Source organism: Neobacillus niacini (assembly GCF_023715415.1).
Classification (GTDB): domain Bacteria; phylum Bacillota; class Bacilli; order Bacillales; family Cytobacillaceae; genus Neobacillus; species Neobacillus niacini_C.
Map to the genome: position 1 here is coordinate 428,492 of NZ_JAMBOB010000006.1, position 20,034 is coordinate 448,525.

The window sequence follows — 20,034 nt, forward strand, 5'->3', positions numbered from 1 at the left end:
TCGCAATAAATATACTTATGAATGGATTGCTCTTCCATCAACCGCTAATGCAGCTTCTCCAATCGCTTCTGAAAGTGTTGGATGTGGATGAATCGTATGAGCAATTTCCCATGGAGTTGCATCCAATACCATTGCCAAACCTGCTTCTGTAATCATGTCTGTTACATGTGGACCAATCATATGCACCCCAAGAATATCATTGGTCTCTTCATCAGCAACAATCTTGACAAAACCATCGGACTCTCCAAATACAAGGGCCTTTCCAATTGCTCGGAATGAAAATTTACCCACTTTTACTTTATGACCCTTTTCTTTTGCCTGTTCTTCGGTAATCCCAACGCTAGACACCTCCGGATTACTATATATACATCTAGAAACTAGATTGTAATTAAGCTCTGAAGGATCCTTCCGAGCAATATGCTCTACTGCAATAATTCCTTCATGGGATGCAACATGCGCAAGCTGCAAGCCGCCAATTACATCTCCAATTGCGTAAATATGAGATTCTTTTGTTTGATAGAATTGGTTTGTAACAATAAATCCTTTTTCTACCTGAATCTCTGTATTTCCTAATCCAATTCCTTCGACATTTGCTTGGCGTCCCACAGAAACAAGGAGTTTTTCAGCTTTAAATTCTTTCACACCAGCTTTTACTTCTGCTGAAATGGTAACGCCATCACCTTTAATAAGCGTTTCTGGAAGAACCTTCGCTCCTGTTACAAGCTTTATCCCCTTTTTCTTCATCAGGCGCTGCATTTCTTTAGAGATTTCCTTATCTTCAGTTGGAATAATTCGGTCCGCATACTCGATAACCGTTACGTCAACACCGAAATCAGAAAGCATTGATGCCCACTCAATTCCGATTACTCCTCCGCCAACAATAATGATGGACGCAGGTAATGTCTCAAGCTCTAATGCCTCATCAGATGTAATAACAAATTCACTATCAATTTCTAATCCTGGAAGTGTTCTAGGTCTTGAACCAGTTGCAATAACAACGTTTTTTGGAATGAGCATTTCATTTTCTTCACCATTATTCATTTCAACCGAAATCGTTCCCGGCATGGGTGAAAAAATAGAAGGTCCTAAAATCCTGCCAAGTCCTTCATAAACATCAATTTTCCCTTGCTTCATGAGATGTTGTACGCCCTTATGGAGTTGGTCGATTATTTTGTTTTTTCTTTCCTGAACTTTCCCAAAGTTATAGGAAACCTCACTTGTGATAACGCCAAAATCTTCACTATGCTTTGCTGTTGCGTAAACCTCAGCACTTCTTAGAAGAGCTTTACTAGGGATGCAGCCTTTATGAAGACATGTTCCTCCAAGCTTCCCTTTTTCAACTATTGCTGTTTTTAAGCCAAGCTGAGAGGCACGAATGGCAGCTACATAACCGCCAGTTCCACCACCAAGAATGACTAAATCGTATTCTTGTGACACTGTATTTCCTCCCCGAGTCTAGATTTTTGCTGTTTTAAACCTACCTGGATATTCTTTAACGGCTTCTTCACCACGCAAAATTCTTAATGCTCCTTCAGCTAATGCTTGAAGTTCATTTTCACCTGGATGGACAATCGTATCTGCAATCCAATTAATTCTATCGGTAATGTATTTCACAAATCCTTTACTATACGCAAGACCGCCAGTCAGCACTATTGCATCTACTTTTCCAGCTAACACCGCACTTGCTGCACCTATTTCCTTTGCAACCTGGTAACCCATTGCTTCGTATACGAGAGCGGCCCGGTCGTCTCCGCTTTCAATCCTTTTTTCGACTTCTACGGCGTCATTCGTTCCAAGGTATCCAACTAATCCACCTTGGCCAACAAGCTTCTTCATTATTTCTTCGCGGTAATATTGCCCAGAATAACAAAGCGAAACTAAATCCCCAACTGGAACAGTTCCAGCCCGTTCTGGACTGAAGGGACCATCTCCATGAAGACCATTGTTTACATCAATGACTCTCCCTTGCTTATGTACCCCAACTGTAATCCCTCCGCCCATGTGGGTAACGATTAGGTTTAAATCCAAATAATTCTTCCCTAGCTCTTTTGCGACTCTGCGTGCTACTGCTTTTTGGTTTAGTGCGTGGAAAATACTTACTCTTTCAATTAAAGAAAAGCCAGATACTCTTGCAATCGGATCTAGTTCATCCACAACGACAGGATCAACAATATAGGAAGGTATATTTAACCCAGAAGCAATTTCATAAGCAATAATACCTCCAAGATTTGACGCATGCTGTCCTGCAAAACCAGTCCGTAAATCTTCAAGCATGATTTCATTGACAGCATAGGTCCCGCCTTCAATCGGTCTCAGCAGTCCGCCTCGCCCACAAACCGCACTAAGCTTGGATATATTAATTCCTTCATTATCGAGTGCTTCCAAGATGGTATTCTTTCTAAATTCATATTGATCGATAATATTGGCAAATGAATTAATCAATTTCGAATCATGACGGATTGTACTTTCTAAAATAGAAATTTCATTATCGAAGACCCCAATCTTAGTTGAAGTGGAACCTGGGTTGATGACGAGTATTCGATACTTCTTATCAGGCAACGTATTTGACCTCCATTTTTATACACATTTCACACCTATTAAAGGGAAAAGACGCTGAATTACACATTCAGCGCTCTGCCTCATATATTTTTATTATCTAGCGACGGCTTAAAATATGATGACCATTTTGCAGGAATTGACTGCGGGAGTTACGCATTTTTTCAATTCTTTCTTCAGCCATTCTGTCCGCTGCAACATATGTTGGAATACCATCACGCTTTGAAATAGCAATTACCTTTTCGATACTTGCATAGATTTGATCAACCTTTTTCATTGCCCGTTCATGGTTATATCCGTAAAGTTCATCTGCCACATTAATTACACCGCCAGCGTTTATTACATAATCCGGTGCATAAACGATACCCATTTCATGGATAATATCACCGTGACGAGTATCTTTTAATTGGTTATTTGCAGAACCAGCAATAACCTTCGCCTTTAATTGTGGAATCGTATCATCATTAATGGTAGCTCCTAGTGCACAAGGCGCATAAATATCACATTCAACGCCGTAAATTTCATTTGGATCAACCGCACGGGCACCGAAATCCTCAACTGCACGCCCAACAGCTTCCTTGTTAATATCCGTAACGATTAATTGCGCACCCTCTTTATGCAAGTATTGACAAAGAGTATAAGCAACATTCCCTACACCTTGAATCGCAATTACTTTTCCTTCTAGTGAATCAGAACCGAATGCTTCTTTTGCTGCAGCTTTCATTCCAACGTAAACACCATATGCCGTTACAGGTGAAGGGTTACCAGATGAGCCAAATGCTGGTGAAATACCTGTAACATAGTCTGTTTCCTCATGTATTAGGTCCATATCCGCAACAGTTGTACCTACATCCTCAGCAGTAATATATCTTCCATTTAACCCTTGAATGTAACGGCCAAAAGCACGGAACAATTCTTCACTTTTATCCTTACGCGGGTCACCAATAATAACTGTTTTACCACCGCCAAGATTTAGTCCAGCTGCAGCGTTTTTATAAGTCATTCCTTTTGCTAATCGTAACGCATCAATGATTGCAGCTTCTTCTGATTCGTATGTCCACATACGAGTACCACCTAATGCAGGTCCTAAAGTTGTATCATGTATGGCAATAATTGCTTTTAATCCAGATTGTTTATCTTGACAAAATACAACTTGCTCGTAATCATACTGTTCTAAGTACTTGAAAATTTCCATGTTAACATCCTCCTCAAATTTGAAAACTACACTCTATTCTATTTGGTTACAGAGCAGATGGCGAGTGCAAGTGAATATAGCTTACTTTCCGCCGAATCCGCTCTAGAAGTTAATACGATGGGAGCCTTTGCGCCTGCAATAACAGCTCCTACTTTTGCTTTTGCAAAATAAATTAATGACTTATATAAGACGTTTCCAACCTCAATAGTGGGAACTAATAAGATATCAGCCCTGCCAGCTACTTCACTATGAATTCCTTTGTGTTCAGCAGCTAAAGCGGAAACGGCATTATCTAAAGCTAATGGACCATCTACAATACAGCCAGTGATTTGCCCTCGTTTATTCATCATACTTAATACAGCGGCGTCAATCGTCGCTTGCATGGCAGGATTCACTACTTCAACAGCAGCTATTGGAGCAACCTTTGGATATTCTATTCCAATTGCTCTAGCCAAGGCTGCAGCATTTTTAATTATTTGAGCTTTTTGTTCTAATTCAGGGGCAATATTCATCCCTGCATCTGTAACGATGGTAAACCGATTGTAATCTGGAACCTCAAATACAGCCACGTGAGATAGAACATTTCCCGTCCTAAGACCGTACTCTTTATTTAGAACTGCTCTTAAAAGAGCGCTTGTGGGGATATTCCCTTTCATTAACACGTTTGCTTCCTTCGTTGATACTGCTCTGACTGCCAGCTCTGCAGCCAGCTCGTTTGTGTCTGCATGAACAATAGTAAGCTTTTTGTTACTTTTTTTCTGGTCTTTGTTCTTAACGGTTAGTATCATATTAATTTTTTCTTTATCACCAAATAATATAAAATTGGCGAGATTCCGATTTAGTGCTTCAATAACTGCTTCGATGACTTCTTCATCTTCTGCCACTGCAACAGCTACCGTGTTACCATCTAGCTGGGTTGCTTTGTATATCAGTGAATCAAGCAACAAGTTGTCATCAACCCTTTCTCATCAACTGCAACTCCATTATTCTATTATGCAAAATCCGTGCCAAGTTGAAATTATTGAAAACGCTTTAGTCCCTGACATAATAAGCGCAATTTTCTTCACACTATGAAATTTATTGCATGCTATTATTTTCAAGTTTATATTTTTCTAGCTTATAATACAGATTCCTCACTGATAACCCTAGTGCCTTAGCAGTTGCCGTCTTATTGCCATTAAAACGGTTAAGCATCTGCTGGATAATTTCTGCTTCATAATCTTCTACCATAGCATTTAATGAACGACCCTGCTGGATTGATTCACTATGATCTGTTACTAGCTGTTCACTCCCCGTTTTTTTAGGTCTCAGTTCTGGAAGGTGATGTACATTAATGAATGTTTCATAGTAATTCATAAAAATTATCGCCCTGCCCAGAATATTTTCTAGTTCCCGTACATTCCCCGGCCAATCATAATTCACTAATTTTAAGAGGGCAGCTTGAGTAACACCCTCGACATTTCTGCCGTAATCCAAATTAATTTTTTCGATAAGCCTTTCACATAGGACAGGAACCTCTTCTTTCCGATTTCGGAGTGGAGGGATATGTATTGGCATACGATTTAAACGATAGTATAAGTCTTCCCTAAAAGAGCCCTTTGCAATTCCTTTTTCAAGATTCACGTGGGTCGCCGCAATAATTCTAACATTTATCGGAACTGACTTTGTACCACCTACACGTGTGATTTCATTTTCTTGCAGTACCCTGAGTAATTTCGCCTGAGTATTGGCAGATAGTTCACCTATTTCATCGAGAAAAATACTTCCGTTATTAGCCTCTTCAAAATAGCCCCTTTTCCCTCCCCTTTTTGCCCCTGAAAAAGCTCCTTCTTCATAACCAAATAATTCACTCTCCAGAAGGGACTCAGAAATCGCTGCACAATTAACGCGAATAAATTTGTTATACTTTCGATCACTTGCATTATGTATGGCATGGGCAAACAATTCTTTCCCTGTACCGGATTCACCCCGTAACAGAACTGTTGCAGGCGTTTTTGCCCCAAGCTTTGCCTGCTCAATTGCGAGAGTCATTTCTTCAGAACTACCGATAATATCCTCGAAGGTATACTTCGCTTCAAGCGTGCGAATGATTTGGCGGGCACGGTTCAATTCCCTGTTTAACGTTTTAATTTCTGACATATCATGAATAACCCCGACACTGCCTTTTAGTTTTCCTTTAACAATAATGGGGGCCACATTTACAATGACTTCCCGTTTATTTGGACCTACTCGCATCGGAACCCCACGGACCGCTCTTCTTGTTTGGAGGACCTTCATATGCATACTTTCACCTTCAGATATATCAGCAGTTGCTGGTTGTCCAATAACCTGTTCTTGTGTAAGACCAGTAAGGCGCGTATAGGCCGGATTAATAAGCAGACCCCTGCCGTTTTCATCAACTACAGAAATAGCATCATCACTAGAATGGATGATTGCCTGTAGCATAGTTTGGATTTCTTTTAAATCGGTAATTTCCTCTGCAAGATTCACTACTTCTGTGATATCTTTAAAAACGGCAAATGCGCCAATTAATGTCCCATTCTCTTCGATGATTGGAATACGGGTTGTTATAATTTTCCTTCCATTTCCCAATACCATTTCTTGATTCGTCTCTGTTCTTCTCGTTGCAAGGATTATAGGCAGTCTGCTTTCCGGAATTACTTCAACCACGTATTTCCCAATTGCATGGTCCCGTTTTACACCTGTCATCTCTTCTGCACGTCGATTAAATAAAATCACGACCCCCGTTGCATCGATCACTAACATTCCATCATTTGTGGCATTAAAAATGAGCTCCTGCTGGTAGGAGGCATTTTGGTGTTTAACGATTAATTCTTCTTTCTCTTCAAGAAGTCTTGCAAGAAGAAATGCAACGCTGCCAGGAATCAAAACGGTTTTCTTGTCCTTGGCACTCCTTAACTCTTGAAACACATGTTCATTTCCTGTTACTTCAATAATAATGTCGATATCCTCACTTAAAAACGGCTTCCAATCAGTACCGGTTTGAATACCAACACTTTGCGCTAAATAGATTCCCTGCGCATCTAAGTTCCTGTCAATGACAGCCTTAACCTGAAGGACTTCTGTTTCATTGAGCAGTTTAAGGACCGCTGTACCACCCTTACCGGCACCAACAATCAAAACATTTTGCATTTTTTAAGCCCCTTAATTATTATTGAAAAAGAAGATCTTTTCAGACAAGATAAACGAAAAACATGCAATATTTTTCACTATCTATTCTATATTTTTTTAGTTATCTTGACAAATTTTATCTTTGTACTAATATTTCCTTGAGGGTATAATTCTTATGACTTATTAAACAATTGGAAGGATTTAATTATGAAGCGGATTATTGCTTTACTTATATTAGTTATTCCAGGCTTTCTAGCTGGTTTTGGGATTAAATTAATGCGCGATATGACATTCGGGATTCTTCAAAGCCCAATCCCATTCTTATGGCTGCAATTTCTATTAGGTCTCATTCTATTTATTGGTGGTTTAGCTTTTGTCGCAGGATTCATATTTCACCGTGACAGAAAAAGTAATAAGGTACAGGATCGATTTAAAAAATAAAAAGAGGCCATTATGGTCTCTTTTCATATTGTTTCCTAATTTTCAGAGCCTTTACTGGGTCATCTGTAATAATCGAAGTACAGTTTAGTTTATATAACCTATGCATATCAGCATCTTTATTTACGGTATAAGGTCTGACTGCTACTCCATTTTCGATTGCACCTATGATAATGTCATCCGTAATCGTCGCTAACTTCGGATGAATACCTTGCGCACGAATGGATTGTGCATAAACCCACGGCATATAGATTCGCTCATCAAATAGTGGTGCTGTCTCGATTTCAGGTGCTAACCGATAACTTAAGACTATACTATAATGATTAAAAGATGAAATGATTATTCGGTTACTCAAATTATATTTTCGAACAAGCTGAATGACTTTTTCTTCCATCCCTTCATACGGAATTAGATTGTTTTTCAACTCTATGTTACATACAAGTTGATTGGTCTGCATCCATTCAAGAACCTCAATCAGTGAGGGGATTGGTTCTTTATTCGCACCTTTTTTATTCGCATTAAATTTTCTTATTTCATTAAATGGTAAATTTTTCACGTAGCCCTTACCAGTTGTGGTTCGGTCAAGTTTCTCATCATGTATGACAACCACTTCACCGTCCTTCGTTAATTGGACATCCAATTCTAAACCGTTGGCTCCTGCCTTTTCGGCAGCAATAAATGCACTCATTGTATTTTCAGCAAAAGCTGCAGAATAACCTCGATGCGCAAAAATCTGTGTCATTTTTTCACTTCCTAACTAAATAAATGGAGGATTACAATGAAACCTTTACAATTATCACCTGAAACAGCCATAAAGCTTGCGGAAAAATTAAATGTTCCGTTAGAACAGCTGATGCATATGCCTCAGCATATACTTATTCAAAAATTAATGGAATTAGAAAAAGAAAAATAATATTTAATACTTAAGCGGAAGCGCCTTGTACAGGAAAAAAAGCAGTTCATTTTCCTAAGCGCTGCAGCTAGACAAAAAAAGCCTTCATTTTGATAATGAAGGCTTGGAATCCCACCCGTTATATATTACGACATATGCTCAGCCGCACTGACTGACTCCATTTTTCCGGAAAAACTATTCTTTATTATTCCCAAAAATTTTTCTAACCTATTTAACCCTTCTACTAGATTTTCCATTGAGCTGGCATAAGAAATTCGAATATATCCCTCTCCATAGGTTGAGAAGGCACTGCCAGGTATGACCGCTACTTTTGCCTGTTCAATTAATTTTTCATTAAATTCCTCAGAACTCATCCCTGTATTTTTTATTGAAGGAAATAAGTAGAAGGCTCCATCGGGCCAACTTACATCAAGACCCATTGATTTCACTCGGTCAAATACGTAATCTCTTCGTTTTTGATATTCTTCCTTCATCTGCTCTACTTCTATTAAGTCTGCCGATAATGCTTCTAAGGCAGCATATTGGCTGGTGGAGGTTGCACAAACGGTATTGTACACATGGATTTTCAGCATTTCTTCTATTAGATATGTCGGTGCCAGTGCAAACCCAATCCTCCAACCTGTCATCGCATGGGATTTCGAAAGGCCATTAATCACAATGCTCTTTTCTTTCATTTCTGGAAAAGAGGCAATCGAATGATGTCTCGTTCCATAGGTTAATTCACTGTAAATTTCATCGGAGATAATAAAAATTTCCTTGTCTCTTAAAAGATCAGCAATCTCCTGCAACTCTTCTTTTTCTAAAATACTTCCGCAAGGATTGGATGGATAAGGTAGAAGGACACAACGGGTCTTATCCGTAAGTTTTGTTTTTATCATCTCTGCGTTAAGCTTAAAGCCAGTTTCCCTCGTATCGATAAAAACTGGTATGGCACCGCATAATCTTATCAGTGGTTCGTACGCCGGATAAATCGGTACGGGCAAAATCACTTCACTGCCTTCATCCAGAATGGTACGAAACGCAATGTCAAGAGCTTCACTTGCACCTATTGTCACAAGAATTTCATTCTCCGGCTCATATTTCAACCCATAGCGGCGGTCCACAAAGCCTGCAATCGCTTTTCTCAAGTCAGGTAATCCCGAGTTGGTTGTATAACCGGTCCGTTCTTCCTCCAATGATTTAATTCCGGCTTTAATCACATTTTGAGGAGTCGGAAAATCCGGCTGGCCAACCGTTAAATTAACGATACTTGGATCGTTCAGTACTTTATTAAAGACTTTTCGAATACCAGATAATTCTATTTGTTTGACATTCTTGTTGACTAGATGAAGCATCTGCAACCATCTCCCCTGGTTATCATTTTTATGCATACAGACTAAAAAGCTAAGAGTATGTTTTACTGTCTAGTTAGAAGAAATTTTATTCATCCTTTTCCAGCATGCTGTCCCATAATGGATCCAATCGACGCAAGAACACATCGGCTCCTAAAACTTTTAAGTCTTGGAGATTTTGTTCATCTAATTCCTTTGCCTCTTTTCCAATTTCTAAGTAAGTGGCAATCTCATCCTTAGGCACGACTAGAAGCCCATCATTACTTCCAACAATCACATCACCCGGCTGAATGACACAGCCAGAAATCGAAACCGGAACATTAATATCGCCGCCGATGCCGTAGAATTTGGTCGTCAAAGGCGACACAGAATGCGAATACACCTTAAACCCTAAATCTCTTATTGCAATCGTATCTGTAACAGCTCCATTAATAATGGCGGCCGCAGCCCCTTTTTCCATCGCAATTCTCGTTGTCACTTCGCCCCAGCAGGCATATCGGTCCTCTTCGGAGGCATCAATGACGACAATGTCGCCAGGCTGGACATAATCCATTGCCTTACATGTTGATAAAACATCGTTTGGCGGGATTCGAACCGTTACCGCCGGTCCTGCAAAAGGGGTCTCAATTGGGAATAACGGTTTCATTTTGCTTGCGGTAATGAATTGAAAATTCAGCTTATGTCCATAATCACTTGGAGTAATCTCCCCCAATTGTCTTACCAATTCAGGGTCTGGTCTTTTAATTGAAGCATTTATAGTAATCATTTTCATATTTCCCCTTCCAATTTTAATAAAACTAAACGTCCAGCGGTTCCTTCAACCCATCTAAAATCTTTCGGTAGCCAGACGCCATGATCATACGGTCTGTGCTAAAATGAATGAACCGGGCTCCCCGATTTTTCCAAGACTCAGCGATTTCATATGGAGTTTTTGCGCCTTCCCCATCCGGCACCTCTGAAAAAACGACGAGATCCACGCCCTTCTTAACTGCAAGGTCGCTTACGCAGTCTAAGGCTTCTACGACTTCAGGATGTGTCGATTCTCCCTCGTGCCCCATGGCCATCGATAAATCGTAAGGTCCAGGCATAATGCCGGTGATTCCTGAAGCGAGAATGTCTTCAATATTGGCTAGCGCCTCTTCATTCTCAATAATTGCCCAGATTAAGGTGTTACTGTCGCTCCACTTTCGATACTCCTTATTGCTCTCAAAACCATCCATTGCCCGGATACTTGGACTAAATCCTCTTTTGCCGGCAGGTCCGTATTTTACCGCCTGCACAATCCTTCTTGCCTCTTCCCCGGTGCTGACGCTCGAAATCAGTACACCAACTGCACCAGCATCCAAGATTTTGGTAATGCCGGAATGCTCGCTGGAAGGAAGCCGGACAATGGCAGCTATGCCGCCAGCCGCAGCGGCACGAATCATTTCAACCGCGCCCTCAAAGGCAAAGGTACTGTGCTCAGCGTCAAGCAGGACAAAATCGAACCCAGCATGACCAGCAAATTCGACTATATCTGGACTGTTAAAGGAAATAAACGTTCCAACCGCTATCCCCCTTGTTTCTAATGCATGATCAATTCTTTTCGTATGGCTCATAAACCCACTTCCTTTCCCACTTTAATGCAAGCAACACTGTGCCCCTCTTCGGTCTCCACAAGCGGCGGTTCTACTTCACTGCATTCCTTGGTAGCCATCGGACAACGGTTAATAAAGGCGCAGCCATTTGGACGGTTCATCACGCTTGGGATTTCCCCTTCCAGCATCACATGATCCCGGGTTTCCTCTACGAACGGGTCTGGTATAGGTACTGCCGCAAGTAGTCCCTTTGTATAAGGATGCAATGGGTTTTCATACAGCGACTTCCAATCCGCTACCTCGACAATCTTACCTAGATACATGACCACAACCCGGTCGCTGATATGGCGGACAACGGATAAATCGTGGGCCACAAATAAATAGGTAAGGCCCAGCTTTTTCTGTAAATCTTCTAATAGATTAATAATTTGTGCCTGGATAGACACATCCAGTGCGGAAATGGCCTCGTCACACACGATAAACGATGGGTTACTGGCCAATGCCCGGGCGATTCCTATCCGCTGCCGCTGCCCTCCGCTGAATTCGTGAGGAACTCTATTTTTCCAGGCAGGGTTTAGGCCCACTAGTTCAAATAATTCATTGACTCGATTTTCATATTCCTGTTTCGTCTTCGTTAATTGATGAATAATCAAAGGCTCTCCGACAATACTACCCGCACTTTGACGGGGGTCAAGTGAACTAAATGGATCCTGGAATACCAGGGATATGTTTTTGCGTATCGGACGAAGTTTGCTCTTTGGCATTTTCGCAATGTTTTGTCCGTCAAAAATTACTTCACCCGAAGTAGGTTCATACATTCGTAAGATACTGCGGATTATTGTTGTTTTTCCGCATCCGCTTTCCCCAACTAAACCAAGAGTTTCCCCTTTTTTAATGAAGAAGCTCACGTCATCCACGGCTTTGACATCCGCTACTTTCCGCTTCATAATCCCTTTTGTGACGGGGAAATACATTTTTAAGTTTTTAACCTCTAAAAGGTTTTCGTTATCCAATTGCCGATGATGAAATATTTCAGTAGAAGAATTCTCCACAGCGGCTCTAGCGGCTGCCACCTCTAGAATTGCTTCCGCTTTTATATCTTCATGACAGGCTGTATAATGGTTGCCGCCAACAGATTCAAGCTTTGGCGCCGGCTTGAAGGAGCAGGCTGCCGTCCGGTGCAGACATCTTGGCAAAAAGGCACAAATGTCCCGCTTGTTAATCAAGGATGGAGGAATACCGTCAATTGGAATCAGCTGTCGGCCTTTTGGATCATCTAATCTAGGGATGGCGTTCAACAAGGAAATCGTGTAGGGGTGCTTTGGACTCGAGAAAATTTCCTTTGTGGTGCCTGATTCAACAATTTCACCGGCATACATGACATAAATACGGTCTGCATAGCGGGCCACAATCCCTAAGTTATGGGTCACTAATACAATAGAAGTTTTTGTTTCTTTTACAATATCTTTTAGCATCTCCAAGATTTGTGCCTGTGTGGTAACATCAAGTGCTGTCGTTGCTTCATCCGCAATCAGAATTTTCGGATTGCAGGCCCTCGCCATCGCAATGCACACTCTCTGCCGCATGCCGCCGCTGAATTGGTGCGGATAATAGTCAATCCGTTCTTCCGCATCTGGAATCCCCACACTTTTCAGCAATTCAATCGCATGTTTGCGGGCATCCTTCTTATTAATCTTTAGATGGAGGATAATCGTCTCGATTATTTGATAACCTATCGTTAATACAGGGTTTAGCGATGTCATCGGTTCCTGGAACACGACACCGATTTCCCCGCCGCGTACCTGCCGCAGTTCCTCCCCGCTTAACTGCAGCAAGTTTTTACCATTAAACAGGACTTCCCCGCCGACAATTTTTCCTGGGGGCGTTGGGATTAGCTGGATGCCAGAATACTGGGTAACGGATTTCCCGCTGCCGCTTTCACCGACGACTGCCACAACTTCTCCCTCATCTACGTAGTAGGAAACGCCATCAACTGCTTTTACGACATTGCGGTCGACTGTGAAGTGTGTTTGTAAATTTTTAACCTCGAGCAAATGGCTCATTTATGTACACCTCCCATTTATTTTTTACAAGGTTCCTTTAAGACGTGGATCAAGGGCATCCCTTAATGCATCTCCGACAATATTGAAGGCCACCACTACGAGAACAACGGCCATTCCGGGGGCAAAGGAGAGAATTGGATTCGATAATAAATATTTATAGCCGTCATTGATCATGGAACCCCAGGCAGCTTTAGGCGGTACAATACCAAGCCCTAAAAAGCTGAGTCCCGCTTCAGCCAAAATTGCCACACCAAAATTTAAAGTAATTAAGACGATTAGTGGAGAAATACAGTTTGGCAGTACATGCTTAATCATATTTCGTAAATTCGTTGAGCCCATGAGCTCCTGAGCCACAATAAAATCCGATTCTCTTATCGCAAGTACCTGGCCCCGCATTAACCGTGCGTAAGTCGGTACAAGCGAAAGGCCTAACGTAATGATGACGTTTGTTAAACCGCCGCCAAAGGCTGCCACGAAAACCACCGCCAATATAATAGGAGGAATCGCCATGAGGGCATCCATTGCTCTCATAATAATGGCATCAATTAACCCGCCAACATAGCCGGAGAATAATCCTAGGATGATCCCAATCACGCTTGCAATGGCGACGGACACAATACCAACTAGTAGCGCTGCCTGGCTTCCGTAAATAATCCGGCTCAAGACATCCCGTCCAACAAGGTCTGTTCCAAATGGATGGGCTAGTGATGGTTCCGAAAGTATCTGCGAATAGTCTTGTTTATATGGATCAAATGGAGCAATTAACGGGGCGAAAATAGCACAAATAATCATAATAAGTATAATGGCTAAACTTGCTACCACTGTTTTTCGGGCAAGGAATACACGAAAAAAGCGCAGTGTATTACTTGTTTTTTTAACCTCCTGTTCCACGACTCTTTCAGAAGCAATGATTTCTGTAGTCATCTTTTTCCCTCCTTATTTAATCCGAATCCGTGGGTCTGCATAGCCATATGAAATATCAATCAATAGATTGGTAAGGGCAACGATAATGGCAATGACGAGCACACAGCCCTGAACGACAACAAAGTCTTGATTAAAGATACTTTGAACGACAAGTCGCCCCATACCCGGAATATTGAAAACCTGCTCAATAAATATGGTACTGCCTACGATGTTTCGCACCTGCAGCCCCACTAAGGTGATAACAGGAATAATCGCATTTTTCAACGTATGTTTGATGATAATGGTGCCTTCCTTTAATCCTTTGGAACGCGCCGTTCTGGTAAAATCCTGCATGATCACTTCTAGCATGGCCGACCTGGTCTGACGGGCAAAGGAAGCTAGAGCCGCAAAGGCAAGGCAGATAACAGGCATAATAACCTGCTGTGTACTTAACCAGAAATCTTCAAATGGGGAGGTATATCCTTGCACCGGAAACCATCCCAGTTTAAGACTGAATAAATAAATACATAAAACTGCGAGCCAAAAGGCAGGTACCGCCATTCCAAAGTTTGCGATGACGGAAATGAGGGAATCAATTTTTCCTCCCCTTTTAATAGCTGCAATAATCCCGGCCGGCACCCCAATAATGATGGCTAATACCATCGAGAGAATACTGATATAAATGGTTTTCGGTAAGTGTTCGCCTATAATTCCCGTTACATCTTCTCTAAAGGCAATCGACTTTCCTAGATCCCCTTTAATGGCATTTCCGACCCAGGTAAAATATTGGACTGGCAACGAGCGGTTCAGCCCTAATTCTTCACGAATTTGTTCTACTTGTTCCGGCGAGGCTTCGGGTCCTAACAAAGTCCGTGCGGGATCTCCCGGCAGAACCTGCAGAATGGAAAATACGATGAGGCTCACCATAAACAAAACAATGACGGTCTGCAATAGCCTACGGATTATAAACGCAATCATAACAGCTCTCCTTTTCTGTTAGTTTAGAGGGGGAAGATGAAAAGCATCATCCCCCCTCAAACTTTTTCTTTATTTTAAAAGCCAGGTCTTTTCTGGAGAATACACATTGCCATATGTTTCATTAAATCCGCTGTCTTGTATATTCGGATACATGACAATCGGCAGGGTTGTTACCGCTAATGGGAAGAACATATGGCTTTCCTCGAAGACTGCCTTCTGTAATTCAAGGTTTGCCTTCTTCTTTGTTTCCGGATCGGTTGCAGCTTTACCTTTTTTAATGAGCTCTTCCACTTTTTCCGGATGGTCAATGTTTACGTATAATTTGGCTTTTTTGCTTAGGTAACGTTCCATGTAAAGCGGCAAATCTGGGTCGGTCAAAACGTCAAAGTACATCAGCCCGTCCCACTCAGTGCCAATTAGGTCATACATTCTGGCAGTATCAACAGGCACGACTTCCGCATCAATTCCAACTTCCTTTAAATAGCTCTGATAAACAGGAGGCAGTGATTCATGCTGAAGACCCGGCCAAGAGATGAGCTTCGTTTTGAAACCGTTTGGATATCCTGCTTCCGCCAGCAATTTCTTCGCTTTTTCAGGATTAAATTCAAATTTCTTCACATCTGGGTTGTAAGAGGTCCCCGTCACAGGTCCCCACTGGTCTGTTACTTGATAGCCGCCTTTTAGAACCTTTTCGACGATTGTCTTTGCATCAATTGCATAGGCTAATGCTTCTCTTACCTTTACATTGGCCCATGGGGAATCCGGATTTCCGCTATTTGGGATAAGACCGTTTTCTCTGTTGCCAAGGCCTGTTGTAAGTGTGACGACTTTGTATTGATCGTTCTTTTCTAATTCTAGGACCCTATCAACCGGTAAATAGAATGAGGCATCCACTTCTCTTTGCTGGAAGGCAGCAGAGGCCGTCATGGCATCTGGAATGATTTTGTATTCGACGCCGTCAAGATATGGAAGTCCTTCTTGCCAGTAGTTATCATTTTTCTTGTATTTAATCGCAACGCCGCGCTCCCAGCTATCATACGCGAATGCACCTGTGCCCACTGGATGGCTAAATGCCCAGTCTTTTCCATTCTTTTCATACGCAGTCGGCGAAATCATTTGAATCCAGAAACAAAGCGCGTTGTTCAAGCTGCTGTTCCATTCGGTTAGATTAATCTTGACTGTGCTTTCATCTACTACATCAATCGAACTAATCCCGTCTACTTCCCCGCGTTTGGCTTGCCGGAATAATTCAATATTCCATTTCACAGCCTCTGCATTGAAGTCAGTACCATCGTGGAATTTAATGCTTTTTTTCAAAAAGTAAGTGATGGTTTTTGCATGTGGATCCAATTCCCACCTTTCTGCCAATAGAGGCTGCATAACACCCTTATTATCAAATTTCCCGAGTGTTTCAAGAACCGGTGCCATCATGTGTACGAAACCGCTTCCAGGTTGCTCCGGCGGAACTCCTAAATTGGCAGGTTCAATAGGTGAGGAAATTTTTAACGTTCCACCATATTGAGGTTTTCCCGGATCCACTTGCTTTTGTGGAGATGTCGATGTTTCTGAGGAATTTGATTTTGAACCCGAACAACCGGAAAGTATCAGCGCGACGATTAAACCAATCATTATGTTTAGGTATAAAAATTTGGACTTTTTTTTCAACATATAAGAACCCTCCCTTAACCTCTTTTAAACTAGTAGTTTTATAAACAAAGGTACTTTTCCCTATCTACCACCTTCCTTATTGATAAAACCAAACACATACTTTATCATTTAGATACCAGAGTATGTAATTTGTATTTTTATCTTACTATACATTTTTGAATTTTTCAATAATTTAGAAAATAAAAATTACTATTGAATACTTTCTAATTTTGCAAGATTTCATTCTGTGCTATGATTTACGTAAGTATTACACCATATGGAAAAAAGACTTTTTAAGCAAAGGAGTGTTGTCAAAATGGCTCGAAAAAACAGGGAAGAAGCGAAAAAAACGCGCAATACGCTGAACAAAATCAGTATGGAGCTCTTTATCAAAAAAGGCTATCATAATACGACTATTGACGACATTTGCAGAAAAGCCGGGGTCACCAAAGGGGCTTTTTATAATCATTTTAAAAATAAAGGAGAAATCATCCTCAGTTCCTGGTTCGATCTTGACGAGGAAGTGGTCACTGTAGTATCATCACAAACCTATCAAACTAATAAAGAAGAATTAATCGCCCTATGTAAGGGAATGTATGATTATGTAAACGAAAGCCGCAGAGAATGGACGAAGGCCATTTATACTTTACAAATCAATGACGAACAGCCTTCCTACATGATTTCGCCGGAACGGCGAATGTTTATTCATTTTAAAGGGATTATTCAAAAGGCACAGGAGCAAAATGAATTCCGCAGGGATATGGATGCTGAGTTTATCGCTCACATGATTCTCGTTTATACCAGGGGCATTCTCTTGGACTGGCTGCTCCATTCTACAGAAAAATTAGGACACGAACATTTGAGTCTGCTTGTTCCGTTTTTTGATACTTTTGATCCGAAACTGGAGTGCTGAAAAAATAAGGGCTGCTTAATGACCAAAACACGCAGAAGATTCTTTTGGTATCAGCTTGTCCTGGTGGCTGAATTTTTCATAGCTGAACTAATTATTTGAATTAGTTCAGCTTAATAGTAGCCCATATGATTTATAAATATGCAAAAATCATGCCAACTTTAAAATACAGATAAATCAGTACTTTCAAAAAATTGATATTGAATTTATAATTCAATTCTACCTTATTGATTCTAAATAGATTCAATTCGTGTCAAAAATGAATAACAACGGTTTATAATATGATATAATTTTTTACATAAGGTTTATAATGAGTCGGTTACGAATCACAAATACTGAAGTTTAAAACCTTTCTGGCATGTGGAAATTACTTATTGATGGGGGAAAACACTTTGACAGCAAAGGTCTTACAACAATTTGATAGCCAATTACTTTTAAAAATCATTAATACATTAAAAGATCCTATTTGGATTATCGAAAAAAACGGAAATGTATTGTGGGTGAATCAAGCAGCTGATGATTTTTTTTCATTCAGTGAACTTATTGGCCAAAACGTTTTTAAAATGGAAAAACAAGGCTTATTTGCACCTTCTATTGCAAGGCTTGTTATTGAAAAAAAGGGGTTTATAAGCACTACTCAGATCACTCAAACTAATGTTCACTTGCTTGTCTCTGGTGACTATATTCCAGATGAGAACGGGGATATCCAATATATCGTTACGCATGCAAGACAATTATCCCAAGCGATTAATCAATCGAGTGAATTAGAAAAAGTCGAATCTATTTTACAACTATATAAACAGCAAATTCGCCAACTAATCTTGGAGAAAAATCAGCAGGAAGAAGATTTCTATGTAGGAAAAAGTAAAGCTATGCAAAACATTTCTGCATGGTCTCAAAAGATTTCTGATATTGATACAACGATTCTATTAACTGGAGAAACAGGTGTTGGGAAAACAGCCATTGCCTATCGAATTCATCAGCTGAGTAGTCGTAATAATAAACCATTTATTCATTTAGACTGCGGTGCAATTCCAGAAACCCTCATTGAATCAGAATTATTTGGGTACAAAAAAGGGGCATTTACAGGGGCCAATGTGAATGGAAAACTCGGTTTAATTACAGCGGCTGATCAGGGGATTTTGTTTTTAGACGAAATCGGTGAATTTCCTCTTCATCTCCAATCAAAGCTTCTGCAATTTTTACAAAACAAGACATATAGGATGATTGGGGATAACCTAGCACAACAAGCGGATGTGCGCATTATTGCAGCAACCAATGTAAATTTAATGGAACGCATCAAAGAAGGAACATTTCGTAAGGACTTATTTTATCGTTTAAATATCCTTCCAATGGAAATTCCACCTTTGCGCGAAAGAAAAGAAGATATTATTCCACTTTTGAATTTTTATTTAAGTAAATTTAACCAAAAGTATGGCCGTCAACATACTTTATCCAAAAACTTAATGGATACCTTATACAATTACACTTGGGATGGAAATATTCGTGAGCTTGAAAATTTAATAGAACGATTAGTGATTACATCTGCTGGACCCAAAATTGATATAGATGATTTACCAAGCGACTTTCCCCTAAGGCAGTCGCAACAAATGCTCCTTCAAAACGTAGAAGAAGTGAGTTTACCATTCTATTTAGAACAGATTGAAATAAGCATTTTAATTAAAACCTATAATGAAACGAATAGCACATGGAAAACGGCAAAAAAACTCGGTGTATCCCAATCATATATAATTCGTCGGTTAAAAAAATTCAATTTAAGAATAAGTGGGAAGGAATTGGTTAAGATGTAGTTTTTTGGAAACACAACGTGGATAAAATAATAAAATTAATACACTGTACCAGATTAGTTTGGAGTTTTTTCTAAAGAAACGCTATAATAATATCACAAAAAAGCAAGAGTAGAAAAACGGTTCGTTTCTCTACTCTTGCTTTTTTTAAAGGAACGACAATAGTAATGGTGAAAATCCTTGATAAAATTAATTGGCGGGACTGTATGGGAACTAACCCAATAGACCACACTTTTTAAGACTCTCAGACTTAATTTAATAAGACCTAAATACTAAGAAGGTATTACATTATTGTGGATATACAATTTTTGAATGCATACAGGCAACGCCAAATCTCTTGGCATGAGCCGACAGAACCTCCAGTACCGTGTGAAAAAGCACAAAATAGGCAAAGACTAACACGATATAAAATAGAGTAGGCGCATGAAATAACTCATGCGCCTCTCACAGTTCCGTACGTGAGTCTGTCTAACAATTGTCACTTTTCCCAACTTGTCCGATAGGAAAACACATACTATTGTCGAATTTATAGTATAAGGAGATGATTGTATGCCATATATTCTTGGTGAGGATAGAAATCAGT

The 20,034-nt window shown here is 40.4% G+C and carries 17 protein-coding genes; 4 read left to right on the plus strand and 13 right to left on the minus strand.

The features are described 5' to 3' along the window. Positions 1–15: 15 nt before the first annotated feature. From lpdA to M3189_RS16915, 5 genes are all read right to left on the minus strand, one after another. The gene (gene lpdA / locus M3189_RS16895; RefSeq protein ID WP_251635526.1) at positions 16–1,437 is read right to left on the minus strand and encodes a dihydrolipoyl dehydrogenase; all 1,422 of its coding nucleotides are present in this window, start codon (positions 1,435–1,437) and stop codon (positions 16–18) included. Positions 1,438–1,455: 18 nt separating this feature from the next. Beyond that, entirely contained in the window at positions 1,456–2,559 is a 1,104-nt protein-coding gene (gene buk / locus M3189_RS16900) for a butyrate kinase (protein WP_251635529.1), read from the minus strand. Positions 2,560–2,656: 97 nt separating this feature from the next. Beyond that, a complete protein-coding gene (gene bcd, locus M3189_RS16905; RefSeq protein WP_251635531.1) occupies positions 2,657–3,751 on the minus strand; it encodes a branched-chain amino acid dehydrogenase in 1,095 nt (364 codons plus the stop codon). Positions 3,752–3,789: 38 nt separating this feature from the next. Beyond that, positions 3,790–4,698, minus strand: a complete 909-nt coding sequence (gene yqiS / locus M3189_RS16910; RefSeq protein WP_251635532.1) for a phosphate butyryltransferase — start codon at positions 4,696–4,698, stop codon at positions 3,790–3,792. 130 nt (positions 4,699–4,828) lie between these two features. Continuing rightward, complete coding sequence (locus tag M3189_RS16915) at positions 4,829–6,904, minus strand: sigma 54-interacting transcriptional regulator (RefSeq protein ID WP_251635534.1); 2,076 nt, start codon at positions 6,902–6,904, stop codon at positions 4,829–4,831. 186 nt (positions 6,905–7,090) lie between these two features. On the opposite strand from M3189_RS16915, the gene M3189_RS16920 reads away from it, so the two are divergent. Continuing rightward, positions 7,091–7,324: a DUF2627 domain-containing protein gene (locus M3189_RS16920; protein ID WP_095247172.1), complete on the plus strand. Its 234-nt coding sequence runs from the start codon at positions 7,091–7,093 to the stop codon at positions 7,322–7,324. Positions 7,325–7,334: 10 nt separating this feature from the next. Here M3189_RS16920 and M3189_RS16925 read toward each other — a convergent pair whose 3' ends face one another. Then, positions 7,335–8,063 carry a glycerophosphodiester phosphodiesterase gene (locus M3189_RS16925; protein ID WP_251635536.1) on the minus strand — a complete coding sequence of 243 codons (729 nt, stop codon included), beginning with the start codon at positions 8,061–8,063 and terminating at the stop codon, positions 7,335–7,337. A 36-nt stretch (positions 8,064–8,099) separates the two neighbouring features. Between M3189_RS16925 and M3189_RS16930 the strand changes: the two genes are divergently transcribed. After that, positions 8,100–8,234 carry a YycC family protein gene (locus tag M3189_RS16930; RefSeq protein ID WP_090758317.1) on the plus strand — a complete coding sequence of 45 codons (135 nt, stop codon included), beginning with the start codon at positions 8,100–8,102 and terminating at the stop codon, positions 8,232–8,234. A 125-nt stretch (positions 8,235–8,359) separates the two neighbouring features. Here the strand turns inward: M3189_RS16930 and M3189_RS16935 are convergent, their stop codons facing one another. The 7 genes from M3189_RS16935 to M3189_RS16970 all read right to left on the minus strand — a co-directional run bounded on the left by M3189_RS16935 (position 8,360) and on the right by M3189_RS16970 (position 16,754). Continuing rightward, positions 8,360–9,568 (minus strand): aminotransferase A, encoded by a 1,209-nt coding sequence (locus M3189_RS16935; RefSeq protein WP_251635538.1) that lies wholly within the window; start codon positions 9,566–9,568, stop codon positions 8,360–8,362. Between the two features lie 85 nt (positions 9,569–9,653). Then, positions 9,654–10,331 carry an RraA family protein gene (locus M3189_RS16940; protein ID WP_251635539.1) on the minus strand — a complete coding sequence of 226 codons (678 nt, stop codon included), beginning with the start codon at positions 10,329–10,331 and terminating at the stop codon, positions 9,654–9,656. 31 nt (positions 10,332–10,362) lie between these two features. Then, entirely contained in the window at positions 10,363–11,163 is an 801-nt protein-coding gene (locus M3189_RS16945) for an HpcH/HpaI aldolase family protein (RefSeq protein WP_251635541.1), read from the minus strand. Beyond that, positions 11,160–13,205: an ABC transporter ATP-binding protein gene (locus M3189_RS26975; protein WP_285889700.1), complete on the minus strand. Its 2,046-nt coding sequence runs from the start codon at positions 13,203–13,205 to the stop codon at positions 11,160–11,162. The genes M3189_RS16945 and M3189_RS26975 overlap by 4 nt, the downstream gene beginning before the upstream one ends. Positions 13,206–13,229: 24 nt before the next feature. Then, on the minus strand, positions 13,230–14,129 hold the full coding sequence (locus M3189_RS16960) for an ABC transporter permease (RefSeq protein ID WP_251635543.1): 900 nt from the start codon (positions 14,127–14,129) through the stop codon (positions 13,230–13,232). Between the two features lie 12 nt (positions 14,130–14,141). Then, positions 14,142–15,086, minus strand: coding sequence for an ABC transporter permease (locus M3189_RS16965; protein WP_251635545.1), 945 nt, complete (start codon positions 15,084–15,086; stop codon positions 14,142–14,144). Between the two features lie 69 nt (positions 15,087–15,155). After that, the gene (locus tag M3189_RS16970) at positions 15,156–16,754 is read right to left on the minus strand and encodes an ABC transporter substrate-binding protein (protein ID WP_251635547.1); all 1,599 of its coding nucleotides are present in this window, start codon (positions 16,752–16,754) and stop codon (positions 15,156–15,158) included. Between the two features lie 295 nt (positions 16,755–17,049). Between M3189_RS16970 and M3189_RS16975 the strand changes: the two genes are divergently transcribed. Next, positions 17,050–17,646: a TetR/AcrR family transcriptional regulator gene (locus tag M3189_RS16975; protein ID WP_251635549.1), complete on the plus strand. Its 597-nt coding sequence runs from the start codon at positions 17,050–17,052 to the stop codon at positions 17,644–17,646. Between the two features lie 389 nt (positions 17,647–18,035). Next, a complete protein-coding gene (locus tag M3189_RS16980; RefSeq protein ID WP_251635551.1) occupies positions 18,036–19,454 on the plus strand; it encodes a sigma-54 interaction domain-containing protein in 1,419 nt (472 codons plus the stop codon). Positions 19,455–20,034 lie beyond the last annotated feature (580 nt).